The 19,521-nt window shown below is 73.3% G+C and carries 23 protein-coding genes and 4 tRNA genes; 6 read left to right on the top strand and 21 right to left on the bottom strand.

The genetic code is table 11. The features are described from left to right. Nucleotides 1-9 precede the first annotated feature (9 nt). The 15 genes from yajC to CRP30_RS19640 all read right to left on the bottom strand — a co-directional run bounded on the left by yajC (nt 10) and on the right by CRP30_RS19640 (nt 12,993). Nucleotides 10-360, bottom strand: coding sequence for a preprotein translocase subunit YajC (yajC, locus tag CRP30_RS19710; protein WP_235003568.1), 351 nt, complete (start codon nt 358-360; stop codon nt 10-12). A 155-nt stretch (nt 361-515) separates the two neighbouring features. Next, nucleotides 516-1,661, bottom strand: a complete 1,146-nt coding sequence (gene ruvB, locus CRP30_RS19705; RefSeq protein ID WP_097185731.1) for a Holliday junction branch migration DNA helicase RuvB — start codon at nt 1,659-1,661, stop codon at nt 516-518. Then, the gene (gene ruvA, locus CRP30_RS19700) at nt 1,658-2,290 is read right to left on the bottom strand and encodes a Holliday junction branch migration protein RuvA (protein ID WP_097185730.1); all 633 of its coding nucleotides are present in this window, start codon (nt 2,288-2,290) and stop codon (nt 1,658-1,660) included. Before ruvA ends, ruvB begins: the two co-directional genes overlap by 4 nt. Next, nucleotides 2,287-2,853: a crossover junction endodeoxyribonuclease RuvC gene (gene ruvC, locus CRP30_RS19695; RefSeq protein ID WP_097185729.1), complete on the bottom strand. Its 567-nt coding sequence runs from the start codon at nt 2,851-2,853 to the stop codon at nt 2,287-2,289. Before ruvC ends, ruvA begins: the two co-directional genes overlap by 4 nt. Before the next feature lie 78 nt (nt 2,854-2,931). Further along, on the bottom strand, nt 2,932-3,681 hold the full coding sequence (locus tag CRP30_RS19690; RefSeq protein ID WP_097185728.1) for a YebC/PmpR family DNA-binding transcriptional regulator: 750 nt from the start codon (nt 3,679-3,681) through the stop codon (nt 2,932-2,934). Continuing rightward, nucleotides 3,678-4,337: a pyridoxal 5'-phosphate synthase glutaminase subunit PdxT gene (pdxT, locus tag CRP30_RS19685; RefSeq protein ID WP_097185727.1), complete on the bottom strand. Its 660-nt coding sequence runs from the start codon at nt 4,335-4,337 to the stop codon at nt 3,678-3,680. The genes CRP30_RS19690 and pdxT overlap by 4 nt, the downstream gene beginning before the upstream one ends. A gap of 11 nt (nt 4,338-4,348) precedes the next feature. Beyond that, on the bottom strand, nt 4,349-5,449 hold the full coding sequence (locus CRP30_RS19680; protein WP_097185726.1) for a heparan-alpha-glucosaminide N-acetyltransferase domain-containing protein: 1,101 nt from the start codon (nt 5,447-5,449) through the stop codon (nt 4,349-4,351). Continuing rightward, nucleotides 5,446-6,342, bottom strand: coding sequence for a pyridoxal 5'-phosphate synthase lyase subunit PdxS (pdxS, locus tag CRP30_RS19675; protein ID WP_097185725.1), 897 nt, complete (start codon nt 6,340-6,342; stop codon nt 5,446-5,448). Before pdxS ends, CRP30_RS19680 begins: the two co-directional genes overlap by 4 nt. A gap of 54 nt (nt 6,343-6,396) precedes the next feature. Further along, complete coding sequence (locus tag CRP30_RS19670; protein WP_097185724.1) at nt 6,397-6,933, bottom strand: LemA family protein; 537 nt, start codon at nt 6,931-6,933, stop codon at nt 6,397-6,399. A gap of 11 nt (nt 6,934-6,944) precedes the next feature. Further along, nucleotides 6,945-8,153 (bottom strand): glycosyltransferase family 4 protein, encoded by a 1,209-nt coding sequence (locus tag CRP30_RS19665; protein ID WP_097185723.1) that lies wholly within the window; start codon nt 8,151-8,153, stop codon nt 6,945-6,947. After that, nucleotides 8,153-9,118: a phosphatidylinositol mannoside acyltransferase gene (locus tag CRP30_RS19660; protein ID WP_097185722.1), complete on the bottom strand. Its 966-nt coding sequence runs from the start codon at nt 9,116-9,118 to the stop codon at nt 8,153-8,155. Before CRP30_RS19660 ends, CRP30_RS19665 begins: the two co-directional genes overlap by 1 nt. Then, on the bottom strand, nt 9,115-9,753 hold the full coding sequence (pgsA, locus tag CRP30_RS19655) for a phosphatidylinositol phosphate synthase (RefSeq protein ID WP_097185721.1): 639 nt from the start codon (nt 9,751-9,753) through the stop codon (nt 9,115-9,117). The genes CRP30_RS19660 and pgsA overlap by 4 nt, the downstream gene beginning before the upstream one ends. Further along, nucleotides 9,754-10,347: an HIT family protein gene (locus CRP30_RS19650; RefSeq protein WP_304528908.1), complete on the bottom strand. Its 594-nt coding sequence runs from the start codon at nt 10,345-10,347 to the stop codon at nt 9,754-9,756. It lies immediately after the preceding gene. Beyond that, the gene (thrS, locus tag CRP30_RS19645) at nt 10,344-12,389 is read right to left on the bottom strand and encodes a threonine--tRNA ligase (protein ID WP_097185720.1); all 2,046 of its coding nucleotides are present in this window, start codon (nt 12,387-12,389) and stop codon (nt 10,344-10,346) included. Before thrS ends, CRP30_RS19650 begins: the two co-directional genes overlap by 4 nt. Before the next feature lie 40 nt (nt 12,390-12,429). Then, nucleotides 12,430-12,993, bottom strand: coding sequence for an MOSC N-terminal beta barrel domain-containing protein (locus CRP30_RS19640; protein ID WP_235003567.1), 564 nt, complete (start codon nt 12,991-12,993; stop codon nt 12,430-12,432). Between the two features lie 203 nt (nt 12,994-13,196). On the opposite strand from CRP30_RS19640, the gene CRP30_RS19635 reads away from it, so the two are divergent. Next, a complete protein-coding gene (locus CRP30_RS19635; RefSeq protein WP_143278508.1) occupies nt 13,197-14,027 on the top strand; it encodes a hypothetical protein in 831 nt (276 codons plus the stop codon). A 13-nt stretch (nt 14,028-14,040) separates the two neighbouring features. Continuing rightward, a complete protein-coding gene (locus CRP30_RS19630; RefSeq protein ID WP_097185717.1) occupies nt 14,041-15,450 on the top strand; it encodes a multicopper oxidase family protein in 1,410 nt (469 codons plus the stop codon). A 70-nt stretch (nt 15,451-15,520) separates the two neighbouring features. On the opposite strand, the gene CRP30_RS19625 is transcribed toward CRP30_RS19630, so the two are convergent. The 4 genes from CRP30_RS19625 to CRP30_RS19610 all read right to left on the bottom strand — a co-directional run bounded on the left by CRP30_RS19625 (nt 15,521) and on the right by CRP30_RS19610 (nt 17,521). Beyond that, nucleotides 15,521-15,592 (bottom strand) — tRNA-Val (locus CRP30_RS19625). Between the two features lie 32 nt (nt 15,593-15,624). Continuing rightward, nucleotides 15,625-16,002 carry a TIGR02611 family protein gene (locus tag CRP30_RS19620; protein ID WP_097185716.1) on the bottom strand — a complete coding sequence of 126 codons (378 nt, stop codon included), beginning with the start codon at nt 16,000-16,002 and terminating at the stop codon, nt 15,625-15,627. 104 nt (nt 16,003-16,106) lie between these two features. Beyond that, nucleotides 16,107-16,883: an anti-sigma factor gene (locus tag CRP30_RS19615; protein WP_097185715.1), complete on the bottom strand. Its 777-nt coding sequence runs from the start codon at nt 16,881-16,883 to the stop codon at nt 16,107-16,109. Next, nucleotides 16,880-17,521: a sigma-70 family RNA polymerase sigma factor gene (locus tag CRP30_RS19610; protein WP_235003566.1), complete on the bottom strand. Its 642-nt coding sequence runs from the start codon at nt 17,519-17,521 to the stop codon at nt 16,880-16,882. Before CRP30_RS19610 ends, CRP30_RS19615 begins: the two co-directional genes overlap by 4 nt. Before the next feature lie 193 nt (nt 17,522-17,714). Here CRP30_RS19610 and CRP30_RS19605 point away from each other — a divergent pair, with 193 nt between their 5' ends. The 4 genes from CRP30_RS19605 to CRP30_RS19590 all read left to right on the top strand — a co-directional run bounded on the left by CRP30_RS19605 (nt 17,715) and on the right by CRP30_RS19590 (nt 18,590). Then, nucleotides 17,715-18,182, top strand: a complete 468-nt coding sequence (locus tag CRP30_RS19605) for an SsgA family sporulation/cell division regulator (protein ID WP_097185713.1) — start codon at nt 17,715-17,717, stop codon at nt 18,180-18,182. Between the two features lie 95 nt (nt 18,183-18,277). Then, nucleotides 18,278-18,349 (top strand) — tRNA-Gly (locus tag CRP30_RS19600). Between the two features lie 41 nt (nt 18,350-18,390). Next, a tRNA-Cys gene (locus CRP30_RS19595) sits at nt 18,391-18,461 on the top strand. Between the two features lie 54 nt (nt 18,462-18,515). Then, nucleotides 18,516-18,590, top strand: a tRNA-Val gene (locus tag CRP30_RS19590). 60 nt (nt 18,591-18,650) lie between these two features. On the opposite strand, the gene CRP30_RS19585 is transcribed toward CRP30_RS19590, so the two are convergent. Both CRP30_RS19585 and coaE read right to left on the bottom strand, forming a co-directional pair. After that, entirely contained in the window at nt 18,651-18,857 is a 207-nt protein-coding gene (locus CRP30_RS19585; protein ID WP_097185712.1) for a hypothetical protein, read from the bottom strand. Continuing rightward, on the bottom strand, nt 18,854-19,450 hold the full coding sequence (coaE, locus tag CRP30_RS19580; protein ID WP_097185711.1) for a dephospho-CoA kinase: 597 nt from the start codon (nt 19,448-19,450) through the stop codon (nt 18,854-18,856). The genes CRP30_RS19585 and coaE overlap by 4 nt, the downstream gene beginning before the upstream one ends. Between the last annotated feature and the right edge of the window lie 71 nt (nt 19,451-19,521).

Raw genomic sequence — 19,521 nt, 5'->3', positions numbered from 1 at the left:
TTCCCCGGGTCAGAGGGTGCCGTCGGCGGGCCGTCCGCCGGTCGCGCCGGGGGTACCGCTGTCGGTGCCCTCGTCGGTCGCCGCGTGCCCGGGGTCCCCGAGCGGCTTGCGGATCTCCAGGATCGCCGGCCGGGCGAAGGTGACGACGATGCCCGGAGCGATCTCCAGGTCGACCGTCTTCTCGGCCAGGGCCGCGACCGTGCCGTGCAGGCCGCTGGTCGTCATGACCGGGGTGCCGACGGTCAGGGAGTCCTGCATCTCCTGCGCCTGCGCCTGCATGCGCTTGCGCTGCCGGGCCGGCAGGACGAAGAGCATGACGGCCAGCAGGCCCAGGATGATGATCGGGAAGTACTGCTCCACGACAGATGTGCCTCTCTACCGCGCGGCCTGCTCCGCGGTGGGTGCGGCCCCGGGACGGGGACCGCTCGAATGCGTCGGTCAGCTGCGGCGCGCAGGCGACCGGACGGGACGCGCGCGGCCACGGCCGGACGAGTTGCGCGCCAGCGAGCGGGAGTCTATGCGCCGAACAGGGGCTCTGACGACGCACCCGGGGTCGTCGGTGCGCCGGTCCCCCCGCCGAAGGACCCACCGGCACCGCTGATCAGCGCTCCGCCGCGGGGCAGCGGGTGCCCGAGGTGGTGCCATGCCGCCTCGGTGGCCACCCGCCCCCGGGGCGTCCGCGCCAGCAGCCCGGCGCGCACGAGGAAGGGCTCGCACACCTCCTCGACGGTGTTGGACTCCTCCCCCACGGCCACGGCGAGCGTGGCGACGCCGACCGGTCCGCCCCCGAACCGGACGACGAGCGCCTCCAGCACGGCGCGGTCGAGCCGGTCCAGACCGAGCACGTCGACGTCGTAGAGCGCCAGCGCGGCCTGCGCGACCTCGCGGGTCACCCGGCCGTCGGCCTCGACCTCGGCGTAGTCGCGCACGCGGCGCAGCAGCCGGTTGGCGATGCGCGGGGTCCCGCGCGAGCGGCCGGCGATCTCCGCGGACCCGTCGTCGGTGAGCTCCACCCCCAGCAGGTCGGCGCTCCGCCGCAGCACCAGCTGCAGCTCGGCGGGCTCGTAGAACTCCATCTGCCCGACGAAGCCGAAGCGGTCGCGCAGCGGCCCCGTCAGCAGGCCTGCCCGCGTGGTGGCGCCGACGAGCGTGAACGGGCTGATCTCCAGCGGGATCGCCGTGGCGCCCGGCCCCTTGCCGACGACGACGTCGACGCGGAAGTCCTCCATCGCCATGTACAGCAGTTCCTCGGCGGGGCGGGCGATCCGGTGGATCTCGTCGATGAACAGCACGTCGCCGGGCGAGAGGTTGGAGAGCATCGCGGCGAGATCGCCCGAGCGTTCGATCGCCGGGCCGCTGGTGATCTTCACCGAGGTGCCCAGCTCGGACCCGATGATCAGCGCGAGGCTGGTCTTGCCCAGGCCGGGCGGCCCGGAGAGCAGCACGTGGTCCGGCGGCCGGCCCCGCCGCTTGGCGCCCTCGAGGACCAGAGCGAGCTGGCGGGCGACCTTGGGCTGGCCGATGAAGTCGTGCAGCGAGTGCGGGCGCAGCGCGGACTCGACCACGCGCTCCTCGTCCCCGGCCTGCGGCGACACCGAGGTGTCCTTCCCCAGCTCGTCGGCGATGGAGCCGGCCAGCGGCCGGTCGAAGGGCGAACTCATGACCTACCCAGCAGCTGCAGGGCCTGCCTGAGCAGCACCGCCACCTCCACCGACCCGTTCGCCACGATCTGCTCGTCGGCCACGGGCGCGAGCTGCAGCACCGCGCCCTCGGCCTCCTTGATGCTCCAGCCGAGGCTCATCAGGGCTGCGGTGAGCTGATCGCGCCACGGCGCCACCGGCGTCACCGACGGCAGCCCGGACGGCGCGTCCAGCGACGTGTCGGTGGTGATCGAACCGAGCCGGTCGCGCAGCTCCAGGATGAGCCGCTCGGCGCCCTTCTTGCCGATGCCGGGCACCTGCATGAGCGCCTTGACGTCGGCCGTCGAGACGGCGCGGCGGACCTCGCGCGGCGGGTGGATGGCGAGCACCGCCTGGGCGAGCCGGGGCCCGACGCCGTTGGCGGTCTGCAGCAGCTCGAACAACTGGCGCTCGTCGTCGTCGGCGAAGCCGTAGAGCGTGAGCGAGTCCTCGCGCACGATCAGGCTGGTCGACAGGCGGGCGGCCTCCCCCACGGTGAGCCGGGCAATGGTGCCCGGCGTGCACTGGACGGCGAGGCCGATGCCACCGACCTCGACGACCGCACCGTCGGGAGACACCGCAGCCACCCGGCCGGAGACCGACGCGATCACTTGGCGATCCCCGTCCAGCGGGGCAGCGTGCGCTGCACGACGGGGGCGCCGATGCCACCGGCCAGGGCGGCGACCCGCAGCCGCTGCTGCGCCGGCCCGCGCCAGGCGTGGCAGACGGCCAGTGCGAGCGCGTCCGCGGCGTCGGCCGGCTTGGGCGGACTGGCCAGCCCCAGGACCCGGGTGACCATCATGGTGACCTGCTCCTTGTCCGCGCGGCCGTTGCCGGAGATGGCGGCCTTGACCTCGCTCGGCGTGTGCCACGCGACCGGACGGTCGGCCTGGGCGGCGGCGAGCGCGGCCACGCCGGCGGCCTGCGCCGTCCCCATCGCGGTGCCCTTGTTGTTCTGCGTGAAGACCCGCTCGATCGCGACCACATCGGGCCGGTGCTCGCGCAGCAGCGCCGTCACGGCGGTGTGCAGCTCCAGCAGCCGGAGCTCCAGGTCGAGCTCGGCCATGGTGCGCAGCACCCCGACCCCGATCGCCGTGGGCCGGGAACCGGGACGGCCGTCGACGACCCCCCACCCGCACCGGGTGAGACCCGGGTCGATGCCGAGCACGCGCATGTGGAGCCCCCTGGTCAGCCGAACGCCTGTTCGACCGAGGCTAGCCGTGCGGCGCGAACGCCGGGCCCCGACACACCGCTAGCCGATCGTCTCCAGGACGTCGTCGGACACGTCGTAGTTCGCGTAGACGTTCTGCACGTCGTCCAGGTCCTCGAGCGCGTCGATCAGCTTGAACACCTTGGCGGCGCCGTCGGCGTCCAGCTCGACCTGGACGCTGGGCACGAAGCCCATGTCGGCCGAGTCGTACTCGATGCCCGCCTCCTGCAGCGCGGTGCGGACGGCCACGATGTCGCCCGGCTCGCACACGATCTCGAAGGTGTCGCCGAGGTCGCGGACCTCCTCGGCGCCGGCGTCCAGGACGGCCATCAGCACGTCGTCCTCGGTGGTGCCCGTCGCGGGCACGACGATGACGCCCTTGCGGGAGAACAGGTAGGACACCGAGCCCGGGTCGGCCATGTTCCCGCCGTTGCGGGTCATCGCCGTCCGCACCTCCATGGCCGAGCGGTTCTTGTTGTCGGTGAGGCACTCGATGAGCACGGCGACGCCGGCCGCGGCATAGCCCTCGTAGGTGATCGACTGGTAGTCGACGCCACCGGCCTCGAGGCCGGCTCCGCGCTTGACCGCGCGGTCGATGTTGTCGTTGGGGACCGAGCTCTTCTTCGCCTTCTGGACGGCGTCGAACAGCGTCGGGTTACCGGAGAGGTCCCCGCCACCGGTGCGGGCGGCGACCTCGATGTTCTTGATCAGCTTGGCGAAGAGCTTGCCGCGCTTGGCGTCGATCCCCGCCTTCTTGTGCTTGGTCGTCGCCCACTTGGAATGGCCGCTCATGGGGTGCCCCTCTCGTTCCCGGCCTCCGCGCCGGCCTGCTCGGCCAGGTGACGGCGCACGACTTCGACGAACAGCGCGTGCACCCGGCGGTCCCCGGTCAGCTCGGGGTGGAAGCTCGTGGCCACCAGGTTCCCCTGGCGGACCGCGACGATCCTACCGTCGGCCGCTCCGCCGACGACCCGCCCGAGTACCTCGACGCCCTCGCCGGCCTCCTCCACCCACGGCGCGCGGATGAAGACCGCGTGCAGCGGCCCGCCCTCGAGCCCCAGCTCGACCTCGGACTCGAAGGAGTCCACCTGCCGGCCGAAGGCGTTGCGGCGGACCGTCACGTCCAGCCCGCCCACCGTCTCCTGGTCCGGCGGCGCATCGAGGATGCGGTCGGCGAGCAGGATCATCCCGGCACACGACCCGTAGGCGGGCAGCCCCGCGCGCACCGCTGCCCGCAGCAGGTCGAGCAGGCCGGACCGGACGGCCAGTTTCACGATGGTGGTCGACTCCCCACCCGGCAGCACGATGCCGTCCACGGCGGACAGCTCGGCGGCCCGCCGGACGGGAACGGCCTCGGCGCCCTGCTCGGCGAGCGCGGCCAGGTGCTCCCGGACATCGCCCTGGAGCGCGAGCACCCCGATGACGGGGCGGGCGGGGACGGCGGGCACGACGGGAAAGGTTACGGCCGCACCGACGGCGGGACGGCGGCCGCCCGGCTGGAGCTCCAGGTCAGCAGCCGTTCCAGCGGCCCCCGCCCGAGCTTCCACCGCCACACCGCGGCGCCGGCGAGCGCCGAGACGGTGAAGACCAGCCAGACGGCGACGCCGCGCGGACGGTCCGGCTCGACGGCGAGCAGCGCCCACAGGACGACGATCTGCGCGGTGTAGACCGACAGCGCGAGCGCCCCGACCGCGCGCAGGGGTGCCGTCAGCAGCGGCAGCCTGTCCGCCAGCACCAGGCACCCGGCGATCACGAGGACGGCGAACCCGCCGGACCCGACCAGCTCGGACGTCGTGCCGCTGTGCGGCTCGGCACCGGTCAGCCATGCGGCCTCCCACGACCCGAGGGGCGAGGCGAAACCTGCCGACGGCCCACCGGACGGGGCACCGTCCGCGACGGCGCGGTTGCTCGTCCAGCCACCCGCGTACCCCAGCACGGCGGCGCCCGCCCCGGCCCCGGCCAGCCGCGCCCGCACACCGGCGGAGGTGAGATCGAGGCGACCCACGGCCAGCCCGACCAGGAGGAACGCGAGCCACAGCATGGCCGGGTAGCTGCCGGTGACCAGCAGTTCCGCGACGTAGTGCGACTCCGCGTCGGCGACCGACAGGCCCTGCCCGAGGAGGACGTTCAGCGGCGGGCCGGCCACCGCGACGGCTCCCGCGGCGAGGAACAGCCGCCGCGGCGGCCAGCGCAGGAACGGCAGCGCCAGCACGAACAGCACCGCGTAGACGCCGAGGATGATCGCGACGAAGGTGTCCAGCCACTCCAGCACCGCGCCGATGGCGAACACCCACGCGGCGCGCACGGTGATCCGCAACCGGGCACGGACCAGGTCGACGCCGTCGGCCGGCCTGGTGCGGCCGGAGAGGAGCGCGATCGAGACCCCTGCCAGGGTGGCGAACAGGATCGACGAGCGGCCGTCGACGACCGCCGCCCAGGTGGACGGGTGCCTCGTCAGCTCCGTGCCGATGTCCAGGTGAGCACCGAACATCCCCAGCACGGCCAGACCGCGCGCGAGGTCGAGTCCCCCGATGCGGTCCGCGACGGCGGGGTCGGTCACCAGCCCCGGGTGGCGAACCGCTCGCTCTCGGGCAGGGTGGCGACGTTGATCCCGACCATCGGCTCGCCCAGGCCGCGGGACACCTTGGCGATGACATCGGGGTCGTCGTGGAAGGTCGTCGCCTGCACGATCGCGGCGGCGCGCTGGGCGGGGTCACCGGACTTGAAGATCCCCGAGCCCACGAAGACACCCTCGGCACCGAGCTGCATCATCATCGCCGCGTCCGCGGGGGTGGCGATGCCGCCGGCGGTGAACAGGACGACGGGCAGCTTCCCCAGCCGGGCGACCTCGACCACGAGGTCGTAGGGCGCGCGCAGCTCCTTCGCGGCCACGAACAGCTCGGTCTCGTCGAGCGTGCCCAGCGCCTTGATGCCGGCGCGGATGGACCGCATGTGCCGGGTGGCCTCCACGACGTTGCCGGTCCCTGCCTCGCCCTTGGACCGGATCATCGCCGCGCCCTCGGAGATGCGCCGCAGCGCCTCGCCGAGGTCCGTCGCGCCGCACACGAACGGCACCGTGAACGCGCTCTTGGCGATGTGGTGGGCCTCGTCGGCCGGGGTGAGCACCTCGGACTCGTCGATGTAGTCGACCCCGAGCGCCTGGAGCACCTGCGCCTCGACGAAGTGCCCGATGCGGGCCTTGGCCATCACCGGGATGGAGACGGCGCCGATGATGCCCTCGATCATGTCGGGGTCGCTCATCCGGGAGATCCCGCCCTCGGCGCGGATGTCGGCGGGCACGCGCTCCAGGGCCATCACGGCCACCGCGCCGGCGTCCTCGGCGATCTTCGCCTGCTCGGGCGTGACGACGTCCATGATGACGCCGCCCTTGAGCTGCTCGGCCATCCCGCGCTTGACGCGATCGGTTCCGGTGGAGGGGGTCTGCGCTGACACGGCGTGGCCTTCGGGACGGGCGGACGTTCTTCGGAGGACCGATCGTACGGCGGGTCAGGTCGCCGGCCGCCCGGCACCGGCCGCCTGCTCGTGGCGGTCGTCGATGTCGAAGTACCGGGGCAGTGGGCGCCGGCCGTGCAGTCGCAGCACCCGCGCCAGCCGCGACCGGCGCAGGGCCTGGGTGTCCCGCACGGCGTCGTTGTAGAAGCGCCGGGCCAGGGCCACCCGGATCACGGTGCCCTCCAGGTCGGTCCGCAGCGAGGCCGGCACGCCGCGCAGGTCCCCCGGCAGCTCCCGCAGCTCCCGTCCCAGAGCGTTCTCGGCCAGCTCCCGGTCCCCGTCGACGGGGCGGCGGGCGTCCGCCGCGAACGCGGCGAGGTACTCGGCCCGGTCCTCCCCCACCGCCGCCGGGTACTCCCGGGCGAGCTGCTCCGCCACGCCGGCACGGCGCTGCAGCTGCGTGTCGAGGGCGAGCCAGGCACGATCGACGCGGTCCTCCAGGCGGCTCAGCCGGGTCAGCGTCCACGTCACCCACGCGACCAGGACCAGCAGGAGCGCGCCGACGACGAGGAACCAGGCGTCGGGCGTCACGGGGCGTCAGGCTAGCGGGGCCTCGAGCCGTTTGGGGACGTGCGGGCCTTGCGCCGCCACGGAGGCACCCCCGGGTAGTCGGCGTCGTCCTCGGCGACGACCCCGCCGCCGCCGGGCGGCACGACCGTCTCGTACACGGCCAGGATCCGGCGGGCGAGCAGCTGCCAGTCGTACGACGCGGCGGCCTGCTGGCCGCGGGCGGACAGCTCGGCCCGTCGCGCCGGGTCGCCCAGCAGTTCGCCGAGCGCGCCGGCCAGCGCCGCTGCGTCGTCGCGCCGGACGAGCACCCCCGCCTTCCCGTCCTCGAGCACGCGGGCGAAGGCGTCCAGATCGCTGGCGACGATCGGCGCGCCGGCGGCCATCGCCTCGATGAGGATCACGCCGAAGGACTCCCCGAGCAGGTTCGGCGCGCAGTACACGTCGACCGAGCGCAGGAACGCCGCCTTGTCGGCCTCGGAGACCTCACCGAGCAGGGTGACGTGCGGGCGGAGGTCCTCCCCGACCAGCGGCCACAGCTCCTCGGCGTCCCCGCGGCCGGCGATGACCAGGCGGGCGCCCGGGTGCTCCTGGACGACGGTCCGCAGGGCCTCGAGCAGCACGGGCAGACCCTTGCGCGGCTCGAGGTAGCGGCCGATGAAGCCGATGGTCGGGCCGTCGACGCCCCGGCGGAATCCGGGCAGGGTGGGCCCCTCGGCGAAGAACCCGGTGTGCACGCCGTTCGGGATGATCACCGCGTCGCCGCCCAGGTGCTCGACCTGCACGCGACGGGCGAAGTCCGACACGGCGATCCGGCCGCTGATCCGCTCCAGCCACGGCGTCGCCCAGGGACCGACGACGGCGAGCCACTTCGACCGTGTGGTCGCGGCGTGGAAGGTGGCCACGACCGGCCCCTTGGCGATCATGCAGACGAGCAGGGACACCGACGGCGACGCCGGCTCGTGCACGTGGACGACGTCGAAGTGCCCGTCGCGCAGCCAGCGGCGCACCCGGGAGGCCGACACCGGACCGAACTGCATGCTGGCCATGGAGCCGTTGTAGGGCACCGGCACGGTCCGGCCGGCGAAGGTCGCGTGCGGCGGCAGGGACTCCTCGCGCTCGGCCGGGCTGAGGATCTCCACGTGGTGCCCGAGGCCGCGGAGCGTCTCGGCCAGGTCCCGCACGTGGTACTGCACCCCGCCGGGGACGTCCCAGCGGTACGGGCAGACCAGGCCGATGCGCATCAGGGGGCGGCCGTGCTCGGGGAGGAGCTCTCCGCCGCCCCGGCGGGCGGGTCCGGCGGCACGTCGGCCCAGATCCGGCCGAGCATGTGCCAGTCCTCCGGCCGGTCGGCGATCGAGGCGGCGAACGCGTCCGCGACGGTCTGCATGGCGGCGCCCACGCGGTCCTTGAGCCGCCCGGGGCCGGCGACCGGCACCTCGGGCGAGAAGACGAGGCGCCACCCGTGCCCGGTGAACTGGCAGACCGTCGGGATGAGGGCCGCGCCCGTCTGCGCGGCGAGCAGGGCCGCGCCGCCGGGCAGCGTCGCGGGCCGGCCGAAGAAGTCGACCGGCACTCCCCCGCTGCCGAGGTTGCGGTCGACGAGCAGGCAGGTCGCGCCGCCGTCCGCGAGCCAGTTCCGCAGCACCTCGGTGCTGGGCCGTTCCCCGCCGGTCAGCGGGACGACCCGGAAGCCGAGCGACTCCCGGAAGGCGACGAAGCGCTCGTAGAGCGATTCCGGCTTCAGCCGCTCCGCGACGGTCATGAACGGCCCGCCGAGCCAGTCGATGAACCACACCCCGGCGGCGTCCCAGTTGCCGCTGTGCGGCAACGCCATGATGACCGGCCGGCCGCCGGCGCGGCCCTTCTCCAGGTGCTCGAGACCGACGACCTCGGTGCCGGTGACGATCCGCTCGCTGCTCATCGCCGGGAGCCGGAAGGCCTCCTGCCAGTAGCGCGCGTAGGAACGGACCGCCCGGGTGGTGAGGTCGCCGAGCTCGGTCTCGGTCAGCCGGCCGCCGGTCACCACGCGCAGGTTGGCCCGCAGCTGGCGGGTGCCCTTGCCGTCGCGCCCGGCGGCCCAGCGCCCGGCCCGGTCGAAGGCCGCCCGCGCCGCCGGCTCCGGCAGCAGCCGCACCGCGTGCCATCCGGCGGCGAACCCGGCGTCGGTCAGCCGGGCGGTCGTCCGGTCGACGAGGGTCCCGCTCACGGCGCCGGCGGGGACGGCGGCACGGGCAGCGGGCGGTCGGCGGCGGCCCGGCGGACGGCGAGGAAGCGCTGCGCGACGGTCACGGCGCTGCCGACGAGGAGCACCCACAGGGCCACGTGGACGGCGTAGGGGATGCCGAGCCCGGTGAAGCCGGTACCGACGAGCACCAGGATCAGCCGCTCCGTGCGCTCGACGATCCCGACGTCGGCCGACAGCCCGACGCCCTCGGCGCGCGCCTTGATGTAGGAGGTCAGGATCCCCAGCACCAGGCAGACGAGCGCCAGCAGCACGAGGAGGCGGTTGTCGCCCTCGCCGGAGTACCACCAGACCAGCGCCCCGAAGATCGCCGCGTCGGCGGCCCGGTCGCCGGTGGAGTCGAGGACGGCGCCCCACACCGATCCCCCACCGCGGGCGCGTGCGAGCGCCCCGTCGAGCATGTCCAGCAGGACGAAGACGGTGACCGCCGCCGACCCCCAGAACAGGAAGCCGTTGCCGATCAGGAAGACCGCGGAGGCGACGGCGCCGAGGGTGCCGATGATCGTCACCATGTCGGGCGTGACGCCCGCCCGGCCCAGCCGGGCGACGACCGGCGCCCAGAAACGGGCCACGGCCGGGCGCGCGTTGCTGCCGAGCACTCAGGCCTCCGTCGGGGTGGAGGGGCGGGTGGAGGACGCGGAGGTGGAGGGGCGGGCGGACGACGCGGCCGGGAGGGCCTGCTCGGTCCACGCGGTGGCGAGGAGGGCACGAGTCTCGGTGAGCACCTGAGGGAGCACGCGGGTCAGGCCGATGACGGGCATGAAGTTGGTGTCCCCGCCCCAGCGCGGGACGGCGTGCTGGTGCAGGTGGTCGGCGATGCCGGCGCCCGCGACCGAACCCTGGTTCATGCCGATGTTGAACCCGTGGGCGCCGCTGACCGTCCGGACGGTGCGCATGGCCGTCTGCGTGAAGGCGCCCAGTTCCGCCACCTCCTCGGACGTGAGGTCGGTGTAGTCCGGCACGTGCCGGTACGGGACCAGCATCAGGTGACCGGCGTTGTAGGGGTACAGGTTGAGGACGGCGAACACCGTCGTGCCGCGCGCGACGATCAGCCCGTCCTCGTCGCTCATGGTCGGGATGACGCAGAACGGGCAGTCGTGGGCACCGGTCGGCTTGCCCTCGCCCCGGATGTAGGCCATCCGGTAGGGCGTCCAGAGGTGCTCGAAGGCCCTGCCGGGTCCGTCGTCGGTCATCCGGCGGGCACGTCCGTCGGATCTGCGGCCACCGGGTCCACGTTGGACCGCGACGCCACCCACGCGGCGACCTGCTCCACCGCCTCGTCGACCGGGACGCCGTTCTTCTGCGAGCCGTCGCGGTAGCGGAAGGACACCGCGCCGGCCTCGGCGTCGGTGGCGCCGGCGATCAGCACGAACGGCACCTTCTGCTTGCTCGCGGTCCGGATCTTCTTCTGCATCCGGTCGTCGGAGTCGTCGATCTCCACCCGGAGCCCGCGGGCCCGCAGCTTCACCGCGACGTCGGTCAGGTAGGGCACCTGCTCGTCGGTGACCGGGATGCCGACGACCTGCACCGGCGCCAGCCAGGCCGGGAACGCACCGGCGTAGTGCTCGGTGAGGACGCCGAAGAACCGCTCGATGGATCCGAACTTCGCCGAGTGGATCATCACCGGTTGCTGGCGGCTCCCGTCGGAGGCGCTGTACTCGAGGCCGAAGCGGGCCGGCTGGTTGAAGTCGTACTGGATGGTCGACATCTGCCAGGTGCGGCCGATGGCGTCGCGCGCCTGCACGGAGATCTTCGGGCCGTAGAAGGCGGCACCGCCGGGGTCGGGGACCAGTTCCAGGCCGGTCTCCGTCGCCGCGTCCTCCAGCACCCGGGTGGCCACGGCCCACTCCTCGTCGGTCCCGATGAACTTCCCCTGCTTCGCCGGGTCGTCGCCGCGGGTGGACAGCTCGAGGTAGTAGTCGTCGAGACCGAAGTCGTTCAGCAGCCCGAGCACGAAGGCCAGCAGGTGCCGGATCTCCCCGGGCGCCTGCTCCGGGGTGACGTAGCTGTGCGAGTCGTCCTGGGTGAGCCCGCGCACGCGGGTCAGGCCGTGCACGACACCGGACTTCTCGTAGCGGTAGACCGAGCCGAACTCGAAGAAGCGCAGCGGCAGCTCGCGGTAGGACCGCCCGCGCGACCTGAAGATCAGGTTGTGCATCGGGCAGTTCATCGCCTTGAGGTAGTACTCGCTGTTCTCCAGCTCCATGGGCGGGAACATGGTGTCGGCGTAGTACGGCAGGTGGCCCGAGGTCTCGAAGACACCCCGCTTGGTGATGTGCGGGGTGCCGACGTAGTCGAAGCCCTCCTCGATGTGCCGCGCGCGGACGTAGTCCTCCATCTCGCGCTTGATCACCCCGCCCTTGGGGTGGAAGACCGCGAGCCCGGACCCGATCTCGTCCGGGAAGCTGAACAGGTCGAGCTCCACCCCCAGGCGGCGGTGGTCACGCCGTTCGGCCTCGGCCAGGTGCTCGAGGTACGCCTTGTGGGCGTCCTTGCTCTCCCAGGCGGTGCCGTAGACGCGCTGGAGCTGCGGGTTCTTCTCGCTGCCGCGCCAGTAGGCCGCGGCACTCCGGGTGAGGCTGAACGCGGGGATGGCGTTGGTGCGCGGCAGGTGGGGGCCGCGGCACAGGTCGGTCCAGATCCGCTCGCCGGTGCGCGGGTCCAGGTTGTCGTACATGGTCAGCTGGGCACCGCCGACCTCCACGTCGGCACCCTCCGCCGCCTCGGCGGCGCCGCCCTTGAGGCCGATGAGCTCCAGCTTGTAGGGCTCGTGGGCGAGCTCGGCCCGGGCCTCGGCGTCGCTGATCTCCCGGCGGGAGAAGTTCTGCCCGGCGCGGACGATCTCGGTCATCTTCTTCTCGAGGGCGGTGAGGTCCTCGGGGGTGAACGGCCGCTCGGGGTCGAAGTCGTAGTAGAAGCCGTTCTCGACCGGCGGGCCGATGCCCAGCTTCGTGCCGGGGAACAGTTCCTGCACGGCCTGGGCCAGCACGTGGGCCGCGGAGTGCCGGATGACCGCGCGACCGTCGGGGCTCGAGGCGGCGACCGGCTCGACCTCGGTGTCGGCGTCCGCGGTCCAGGCGAGATCCCTGAGGTCACCGGTGGCGACGTCCCGGACCACGACCGCGCCGTCGGGCCCCTTGAGCGGGATCCCGGCGTCCTTGAGCGCCTGCTGCGCCGTCGTCCCGGCCGGCACCCGGATCGGGGTGGTGGCGGTCGGCGAGGGCGGGGTCGACACAGGAACTCCTGGTGGTTCGGAGGGATTCGGCCTCCCGAGCCTAGTGCGAAGGTCCGGGGTTCCCGATCAGCAATACGGCGTCGCCCGCCTGCGCCGTCCCCGGCGTGACGACGTCGGCGTAGACGCCGAGGCAGTGCTTCGGCGTCCTCGTGACCCGCAGCACGGCGTCGCCGATCCGCACCTCCTGCCCGACCCAGGCCCGTTCGTCGCCGCCCTCGTCGAGGGAGACCAGCAGGTTCGCGCGGGGGTCGTCCGCCGAGCAGCCCTCCGGCACCTCGCCCCGTGCGGCCCGGTCGATCGCCTGCTCGGAGACGAGGTGGACGGGCGCGACCCCGGGCTGCGGCGGGAGTGCGGCCAGGTGCACGGGCCGGCCGGCGGCGGCGGACAGCTGCTCCTCGTCCACTCCGGCGCCGTCCAGTCCGGCGATACCCGGCGCCTCCTTGGCCCGCACCGGCCGCCCGTCCGCGTCGACGACCGTCCACGTCCGGTCACCCGCGAGACCGTCGGGACCGATCGCGGCGGTGGGCACGGCGGTCCCCGCCAGCGACCGCACCGGGAAGACCCGGATCTCCTGGACCCGGCCCACCGGTCGTCCCGTCGTCACCCCTCGGACCGTACCGGCGGGAACGGTACGGAGTCGTACTACTCAGCGAGCCCTTCCTGCAACGAGCGGTGACGGATCGCAGGCCGCCCGGCGCCCCGGTGAGCCACCCGTGTATCCGGCCGCACCACACGCCCCTCCACCTCGCAACCCTGCACCGTCGACACGGCCGGCAACCGCCGCCCCCCGCAGAGAGGTTGGAGAACATGCAGACCACGACAGGTATCCGGGGGGTGCGCCGCTGGGTCCTCGGGGGCGCCACCCTCGCGCTCGCCGCCACGATGGTGGCCTGCGGGTCCGACGACCCGGGCGGCGACGACACCGCGGCCGCGGAGACGAGCACGTCCGAGAGCGATGCCGACCCCGCCGCGTTCTGCGAGGCGTCCGTCGACCTCGAGGCGGCCTTCGCGATGGGCCCGCCGGTCGACGAGGCCGCGCCGCCGGAGGAGCAGCAGGCCGCCATGGAGGAGTTCGGCGCCACGGTCGAGCCGCTCCTGGGCGACGTCGAGGACGCCGCGCCCGAGGAGATCTCCGAGACGGTGACCGAGGCCACCGGACTCGTCCGCGAAGCCCTCGCCGGGGACCCGTCCGTCATGGAGAGCCCGGAGTTCCAGCAGGCCGACGACGACATCGACGAGTACATGCTCGCCGAGTGCGGCTACGAGCACGTCGAGGCCACCGGCGTCGACTACGAGTACGAGGGCCTGCCGGACACCGTCCCGGGCGGCGTGGTGGCGATGACCTTCACCAACGAGGGCGAGGAGATGCACGAGATCGGCCTCGCCCGGATCAACGACGACGTCACGATGCCCGTCGAGGAGGTGCTGGCCCAGCCGGAGGAGCAGGTCTTTTCGATGATCCAGCTCGCCGGGGTCGTCTTCGCCGGCCCGGGAGAGTCGGAGACGACGTTCCTGCGCATGGAGCCGGGCCGGTACGGAGCCGCCTGCTTCGTCCCCCAGGGGACCACGCACGACACCGAGGGCGCCGGGCCGCCGCACTTCACCCTGGGCATGTTCGCCGAGTTCACCGCTGAGTGACGGGGAGACGCGGATGCCGGCGACGCGACGCCAGTTCCTGGGGCTGACGGCCGCCGCCGGACTCTCCCTCCTCACCGGCTGCTCCGGACGCGGGCCGTCGGCCGCAGGCCCCTCTACAGCGGGGGCCCTGCGGCTGACGGCCGCGCCGATGCGCGTCGACCTGGCCGGTCACGCGGTGCCCACCTGGGGCTACGGCACCGTTCCGGGCCCGGAGATCCGCCTCCGGGCCGGGGAGACCCTGCGCGTGCAGCTGGCGAACGAGCTGCCCGAGGACACCACCGTGCACTGGCACGGACTCACCCCGCCGAACGGGATGGACGGGGTACCGGGCATCACCCAGGACCCGGTCGCCCCCGGCGAAGGGTTCTCCTACGAGTTCGAGACGCCCGTCGCCGGGTCGTTCATGTACCACGCGCACGTCGGCATGCAGCTGGACCGGGGCCTCTACGGGCCGCTGGTCGTCGAGCCGCGCACCGAGGAGCTGGCCTACGACTCCGAGTACACGCTGATGCTCGACGACTGGCGCGACGGACTGGACGACCACGCCGGGCACGGGGCGGAGAGCTCGGCCGGACACGGGGCGGAGGACAGGGCCGGGGACGACCCCGACCCGGTCGACGCCGTCTCCTTCGGCGGCCGCTCCTACCCCCTGCTGTTGGTCAACGGGCGCCCGCCGGAGGACGCGCCGGTGCTGACGGCGCGACCGGGTGACCGGCTGCGGCTGCGGGTCATGAACATCGCCGCCGACACCGGCTTCCGCTTCGCCGTCGCCGGCCACCGCCTGACCGTCACCCACGCCGACGGCATGCCGGTGGAGCCGGTGACAGTCGATGCCCTGCGGCTGGGGATGGGCGAGCGCTACGACGTCCTGGTCGACGCCGCGCAGCCCGGCGGCGTCTGGCAGGTGGGCGTGCAGCCCGAGGGCCGGGGCGGCTGGGGCCGGGCACTGCTCCGGTACACGGGCAGCGAGGCATCGACGGCCCCCGCGGTGGCCGAGCGACCGGCCGAGCTGGACGGCCGCCTGGTCAGCTACGAGCAACTGGTGGCGCGGGAGCCGTTGCCGCTGCCCGCGGGCGCACCGGACCGTTCGTACGACCTCACGCTCTCGGGGACGCAGATCGGGGGCCAGAGCTATCCGGACGCCGACCCGCTGGTGGTCTCCGACGGGGACTGGGTGCGGTTCACGATGCGGAACACCAGCGCGAAGTGGCACCCCATGCACCTGCACGGGCACCACTTCCAGGTGCTGACGGCGTCGGGGCGGGGGCCGGTGAAGGACACCGTCACCGTCCCCTCGCGCGGCGGTGAGGTGACCTTCGACTTCCTCGCCACCAACCCGGGACGGTGGTTGTTCCACTGCCACAACCACCACCACATGGAGGACGGCATGCTGCGGCTGGTCGAGTACGAGCCGCCGGCCTGAGGAACGACGAAGGGCCACACGACGAAGGGCCAGGTCGCCGTCGTCCGGCTGACCTGGCCCTCCGCAGGAGTGGGCGATACTGGGATCGAACCAGTGACCTCTTCGGTGTGAACGAAGCGCTCTACCGCTGAGCCAATCGCCCCCGCGTCCTGCGCCGACGATTGTGCCAGAAGCTCACCGCCAGAGCGGCACCCACCCCGGCACCCAGTCGGGGACCCCCATCACGTGGAGCGTGACGACGAGGACGCCGTAGACGAAGGCCGCCGTGGCGGCCGCGAGGAGCAACCGCACCCACACCGGCTGCGCCGTCAGCCAGTCGGTCCAGCGCTTGACGTGCTTCTTCGTGAACTCGAGCAGCCGCTCGGCCCAGGTGAACTCGCTGGCCAGGACGAAGAGACCGGCGATCACGGTGAGCCAGCCCGGTCCGGGGAAGGGGATGGTCACGAGTCCGAACGCCACGATGAGGCCGCCCACGATTCCCACGCCGACCCGGTAGGAGTGGTTCAGCGTGCGGCGCGCGGCGAGCCGCCGGCGCCACTTCGTCCCGGCCACCCGCTCGCGCAGGCTGTGGACCTCGTCGGCGTCGTAGCGGGCCCGCCGCTGGTCCGACGTCTCCCGGTGGGCGTGCTCCGGTGGAGCCGCTGTTCCGTGTTCGCTCAGCTGGTCACCTGCCCGGTCGCGACGACCTCCGTCGGTTCCGACGGAGCCTCCTGACCGGGCTCGAGGCTGATGGCGAACTGCGGGTAGTCGTCGAGGCCGGTCAGCCCGGAGCCTACGGTTCTCAGCTCGATCTGTGACCGCTCCACGTCGAAGGTTCCCAGCGGTTCGGCCCCGTCGTCGCCCACGCCCCAGACGACGTAGGTGGTGGTCGCGGCGTCGTTGACCGACAGGCCGTGGGTGAGCACCTCGATGTCGTCGCCGCGCGGCACCACCGTGGCGACCGGCCGCCCGTCCGCGCCGAGCGGCTCGAGCACGACCCGCTCCGGGCTCAGCAGCGCGTCGAGGACGTCCCGCTGGTCGGCGACGGTCGAGCTCAGCTCCGCGCGGTCGGAGCGCAGACCGATGTTCCAGAACCCGAGCCCGAGCACTGCCGCCACCGCCGCGGCGACGAGCGCCAGCGGGAGCGCGCGCCTGCGGGCGGTCCGGGGGGCCGGCACGGCCGCGTCCGCCGGCGGTGGGACGACGGCGGGCCGGTGGACCTGCTCGGTCGCCTCGACCGCGGCGCGCAGCCGGGCCCGCAGCGCCGGCGACGGCTCGGCGGGCGCCAGGTCGGTGGCGAGGGCGCCCATGACGTCCGTCGTCTGCGCGACGGTCTCCGCGCACCGGGCGCAACCCGGCAGGTGCCGGTTGAAGGTCGCCTCGTCCTCGGGCTCCAGGGCGTGCAGCGCCCACCCCACGGCCAGCTCGTCGTAGTGCTGGTGGTCGGCGGTCATCTGGGGAACTCCTCGGTGGACGGCGCGCTGTCCAGGGCACCGCTCCCGGCCGCGCCGCCGAGCTCCTGCTTGAGGCGGCGCATCCCGGACAGCATGCGGGTCTTGACGGTGCCGAGCGGGGCGCCGGTGAGCGTGGCGACCTCCCGCTGGGTGTAGCCGCCGTAGTAGGCGAGCGTCAGCGCCTCGCGCTGGGCCGGGGAGAGGACGCCCATGGCGGTCCGCACCTGTTCCCCGACCAGTCGCGTCCAGGCGTCGTCCTCTACGTCGCGCGTGGCCGTCGGGGCGTCGAGGACCAGGGCGTCCTCGGCCTGCGCCTGCCGTCTGCGCTGCGACTCCTCGCGCCGCACGGCATCGACGGCCTTGTGGTGGACGACGGCCAGCAACCAGGAGGAGAGGCTCCCCCGCCCCCGGTCGAACGCGGCCGGATCGCGCCAGACGCTGAGGAACACCTCCTGCAGCACGTCCTCGGCCAGGGCGTCGTCGCCCAGGATTCGGCGGGCGAGGGCGAACGCCGGCCGGCGGAACCGCTCGTAGAGGTCATCGATCGCGCCCCGGTCACCCGCCCGGATGCGGCGGATGACGTCGGCATCCCCCTCGGCGTCGTCGGCCCGCCGCGGGGGTGAGGTCACGGATCGCATGATCACACGCCTCATTCGTCCACTCCTGCCCCAGTGGTTCATTCCTGCGTGTCCCGACGGTTCACCCGCGCCCGCGGGGGGCATGGCAGAGGGCGACAGCGACGCCCACTGCCGTACCCGTGTGACGGGTGTGGCGGATGTGAAGGAAGTGCAATGCGACGTCACTTCGAGCACCGACGGTCGTTGACCTGACATGCGCAGCGGTTGGACCCCCGGGTACTCGTCCCCCATCACGCTCCAGCTGGTCGGTCCGCAGTCGTGGACCGAGGTGCCGGCGATGCTCTGCTACGACGCGGCCGACCCGTTCGCCGTCCGGATCGCCTTCGGCGACGTGGGCGACGAGAACGGCGTCGTCGACCTCGAGGAGGGCGGCATCGCCTGGCTGCTGAGCCGCGAGCTGCTGCAGGCGGGGCTCGAGCGCCCGGCCGGCGACGGCGACGTCCGGTTGTGGCCCGCGCACGCGGCGACCGACGTCCTGTTCCTCCACCTGCGCGCCCCGTCGGGCGAGGCGCTCTTCGAGCTGTCGCGAGCGACGGTCGCGGCCTTCCTGCGGCAGACGGAGACCCTCGTCCCCTCCGGCGCGGAGAGCGAACTGCTCGACCTCGACGACGAGCTGCACGTGCTGCTGTCGAACGGTGGAGCGGACCCCTCAGGACGCTGACCTGCACTTTCGTGGTCCCCTGCGGCTCTCCGGAGGCGCGGGGGACCCCCCTGCTCGGGGCTCTTGAACCCGTCGGTTAGAGTTCTGAACACAACGCGGATGTGGCTCAGTGGTAGAGCATCACCTTGCCAAGGTGAGGGTCGCGGGTTCGAATCCCGTCATCCGCTCGGAACCTCGGGCGCTGGTCGAGAGACTGGCGCCCGCGTGCGGTGGAGTGGCCGAGAGGCGAGGCAACGGCCTGCAAAGCCGTCTACACGGGTTCAAATCCCGTCTCCACCTCGTCTCCTCCGCGGAGCACGAGCGCGGAGGAGGGTCCGGCCGCGAGGCCGGGACGGGCGATTGGCGCAGCGGTAGCGCGCTTCCCTGACACGGAAGAGGTCACTGGTTCGATCCCAGTATCGCCCACCAGCAGAGCCCCAGGTCGATGACCTGGGGCTCTCGTCGTTCCGGGGCTCTCGTCGTTCCGGCTCAGCGCCGGTAGCGGCTCCGCCACCAGTAGCCGGCCAGCATCATCTGCAGCGCCGCCGCGGCCGCGAAGAACCCGGGCACGGCCGGGTGGGCATCCGGGTCGAGCGAGGAGCCCACGGCCACGCCGACGGAGGTCATGACGAGTGCGATCCAGGTCCACACGCGTCCGCGACGGACGTCCGCGGACGCGGCGGTCGGCCGCGTCATCCCAGCACCGGGGCCACACGATCGGCCCAGAACCGATCCACCTGCGCGGCCAGCTCCTCGTGCGTCCCGCTGTTGTCCAGGACGACGTCGGCGACCGCCCGGCGGTCCTCGTCAGAAGCCTGCGCCCCCATCCGCGCACGGGCGTCCTCCGCCGTGAGCCCGCGCTGGACGAGCCGGGCGACGCGGATCCCCTCCTCGGCCTGGACGACCAGCACGAGGTCGTAGGAGGACGCCTGTCCGGTCTCCACCAGCAGCGGTACGTCGTGCACCACGACGGCGTCGGGCGGGGCCGCACCGGCCAGCTCGGTCGCCCGCGCACGGACGAGGGGGTGCACGATCCCGTCCAGCCGCCGCCGGGCGTCCGCGTCGGCGAAGACGACGGCGGCGAGCGCGGCCCGGTCGAGGGAGCCGTCCGCGGCCAGCACGTCGGCACCGAAGGCGTCGACGACCGCGGCCAGGCCCGGCGTACCGGGCTCCACCACCTCGCGGGCGATCCGGTCGGCGTCGACGATCACCGCACCCCGGGCGGCCAGCAGGGCGGAGACCGTGCTCTTCCCCGATCCGATCCCGCCGGTCAGTCCGATGCGCAGCACGTCCCGGACACTAGCCATCTCCGGACCCGACTCCTGAGGGCGCAGGTCACGGCCGGGTAACACCCGTCCGA

Origin of the sequence: Blastococcus haudaquaticus, from assembly GCF_900230285.1 — a bacterium.
Lineage (GTDB): Bacteria > Actinomycetota > Actinomycetes > Mycobacteriales > Geodermatophilaceae > Blastococcus_B > Blastococcus_B haudaquaticus.
Note: the sequence above shows the minus strand (reverse complement) of the source record. Positions and strands in the feature narration are given on the sequence as shown.

What these genes read in the sequence shown, in the direction of transcription:
- ruvB (WP_097185731.1), bottom strand. Translation starts at nt 1,661, where the DNA reads ATGAGTTCGCCCTTCGACCGGCCGCTGGCCGGCTCCATCGCCGACGAG.
- ruvC (WP_097185729.1), bottom strand. Translation starts at nt 2,853, where the DNA reads ATGCGCGTGCTCGGCATCGACCCGGGTCTCACCCGGTGCGGGTGGGGG.
- CRP30_RS19690 (WP_097185728.1), bottom strand. Translation starts at nt 3,681, where the DNA reads ATGAGCGGCCATTCCAAGTGGGCGACGACCAAGCACAAGAAGGCGGGG.
- CRP30_RS19665 (WP_097185723.1), bottom strand. Translation starts at nt 8,153, where the DNA reads ATGCGCATCGGCCTGGTCTGCCCGTACCGCTGGGACGTCCCCGGCGGG.
- CRP30_RS19650 (WP_304528908.1), bottom strand. Translation starts at nt 10,347, where the DNA reads ATGACCGACGACGGACCCGGCAGGGCCTTCGAGCACCTCTGGACGCCC.
- CRP30_RS19635 (WP_143278508.1), top strand. Translation starts at nt 13,197, where the DNA reads ATGCAGACCACGACAGGTATCCGGGGGGTGCGCCGCTGGGTCCTCGGG.
- CRP30_RS19630 (WP_097185717.1), top strand. Translation starts at nt 14,041, where the DNA reads ATGCCGGCGACGCGACGCCAGTTCCTGGGGCTGACGGCCGCCGCCGGA.
- CRP30_RS19615 (WP_097185715.1), bottom strand. Translation starts at nt 16,883, where the DNA reads ATGACCGCCGACCACCAGCACTACGACGAGCTGGCCGTGGGGTGGGCG.
- CRP30_RS19610 (WP_235003566.1), bottom strand. Translation starts at nt 17,521, where the DNA reads ATGCGATCCGTGACCTCACCCCCGCGGCGGGCCGACGACGCCGAGGGG.
- CRP30_RS19605 (WP_097185713.1), top strand. Translation starts at nt 17,715, where the DNA reads ATGCGCAGCGGTTGGACCCCCGGGTACTCGTCCCCCATCACGCTCCAG.
- CRP30_RS19585 (WP_097185712.1), bottom strand. Translation starts at nt 18,857, where the DNA reads ATGACGCGGCCGACCGCCGCGTCCGCGGACGTCCGTCGCGGACGCGTG.